The 1,886-nt window shown below is 61.8% G+C and carries 2 protein-coding genes and 1 pseudogene; all 3 read right to left on the bottom strand.

Annotated elements, in window-relative coordinates:
• Positions 1-50 precede the first annotated feature (50 nt).
• The gene (locus tag VEZ38_RS15940; RefSeq protein WP_324895140.1) at positions 51-824 is read right to left on the bottom strand and encodes a glucose 1-dehydrogenase; all 774 of its coding nucleotides are present in this window, start codon (positions 822-824) and stop codon (positions 51-53) included.
• Between the two features lie 36 nt (positions 825-860).
• Positions 861-1,607: an IclR family transcriptional regulator gene (locus VEZ38_RS15945; RefSeq protein ID WP_324895142.1), complete on the bottom strand. Its 747-nt coding sequence runs from the start codon at positions 1,605-1,607 to the stop codon at positions 861-863.
• A 182-nt stretch (positions 1,608-1,789) separates the two neighbouring features.
• Positions 1,790-1,886: pseudogene (locus VEZ38_RS15950) on the bottom strand (3-oxoacyl-ACP reductase); the annotation flags it as partial.

The raw sequence follows: 1,886 nt of genomic DNA on the forward strand, positions 1-1,886 counted from the left end.
CTTGTCAGGTTTCCAAATACGGTACGAGTTTCATGTTTTCCTCAGCCTCTCTATGCGTTTTTTCCGAACACGACGCCCCCGTCGATATACAGCGGGGACCCCATCATAAATTTCGACTCGTCGGAGGCGAGGAACAACGCGGCGTTCGCCACGTCGTCCGGCCGGCCGAGATCGCCGCTCAACTGCCGCGTCTTCAGCGAGGCGATCGCCGCCTCGGGGTCGTCGTACGACGTACGCAGATAGTTTTCTACGAACGGCGTCATGATCGTGCCTGGCAATAATGCGTTCACGCGGATATTGTACGGAGCATAATCCACCTGCATCGACTTCGTGAGCGACAGCACCGCGCCTTTCGTGGCGGAATACGACGCGCGCTTGGCAAGCCCGATCTCCGCGATGCAGGACGACATGTTGATGATCGATCCGCTGCGACGCTCCATCATGTAAGGCAGTACATATTTCGATGGCAAAAACACGCCGCGAATGTTGATCGTCATGACGCGGTCCCACGCCTCCGGCTCGACCTCGTGCAGCATGCCAACGCCGCTGACCCCCGCATTGTTGAACAGCACGTCGATACGGCCGAACTGCGCGACGACGGCGTCGACCATCGCCTTCACCTGTTCGGGGTTCGTTACGTCCGCCTTGAAGAACGCCGCTTTGCCGCCTGCCGCGGCGATCTCGTCGACGGTCTCCCGCCCCTTCTCCGCATCGAGGTCGTTGACGATCACCGTCGCCCCTTCGCGCGCGAACAATAGCGCCGTACTTCTCCCGATTCCCGAGCCCGACCCGGTAATGAGCGTAATTTTTTCCGCTAAACGCACCTGCATATCCTCCCCGTTCTTTAACATCCCGCTCCCTTAAAACACGGTAAGCCGAGCGGCCAGCTTCACCATTTCCTCCCGAGCCCTCTCGCGCTTGCGCTCCCATACATGCGACGGCATCGAGCAGCTGACCGCCGCGACCGTCTCGCCCTCGCCGTTCTTGATCGGCGCCGCCACGCAGCAAAACCCGATGACCGACTCCTCCCGGTCCTCCGCGAATCCGTTGCGGGCGGCTTCCTCCACCTCCGCGAACAACGCTTCGCGGCTCGCGATGGTTTGCGGGGTAAGCGGCGTCAGCTCCGCCGCCGCGTACAGCGCCCGCAGCCGCTCCGGCGGCAGACCCGACAGAAGCGCCTTGCCGAGCCCCGTCGCGTGGGCGGGAAATTTCATGCCTGGGCCCGAAGCGAGCCGAATCGGAGACGGCACCTCGCGCTTGGCGAGGTACAGCACTTCGGTCCCCTCGAGTCGGCCGAGCTGCAGCGCCTCGCCGAGCGTGTCGGCGACCCGGGCGGCCTCCCGCCCGAACGCGCCGATCAAGTCGTGGCTGTTCGCGTACATGCTGCCGAGCCTGCCGAGCCCCGGGCCGAGCGCGTACGTATCCGCGCCGTCCTTGGCCACCCACTGCAGCGACTCCATCGTCAGCAGAAGGGAGTACAGCGAGCTCTTGTGAATGCCCAGCTTGACGGACAAATCGATCAGCCGCAGCCGGTACGGGGCTTCGGAAACCGCTTGCAGCACCGCGTCGGCTTTCTCGAGGGCGGGAACTCGGTATTTGCTGTCCATACGTCCCCCTCGAAACCACTGGTTTATTATACAAAACTTAGTTTTATCAATAACCTACCAGTAGTCTACCATTTCCGAAAACCCCCGACAAGCCATATTTCCTGCAACGCAAGCCTTCGAAAAGAAGGGCCGCCCCGAAAGTAGTTTCTCTACTTCCAAGGCAGCCCGCCTCCGCGCAAGACTTAGCGTTCCATATGATCCTCCGGCTGCGCCGCCTTTACCGTCAGCCCGCCGTCCACCATGAGCAGGTGCCCGTTCACCTGCATCGCTTCTTCGGAG

This window comes from Paenibacillus sp. (assembly GCF_035645235.1).
GTDB lineage: Bacteria > Bacillota > Bacilli > Paenibacillales > YIM-B00363 > Paenibacillus_AE.

Bases quoted from the DNA above. Each gene is read 5' to 3' on its own strand.
- VEZ38_RS15945 (WP_324895142.1), bottom strand. From the start codon at position 1,607: ATGGACAGCAAATACCGAGTTCCCGCCCTCGAGAAAGCCGACGCGGTG.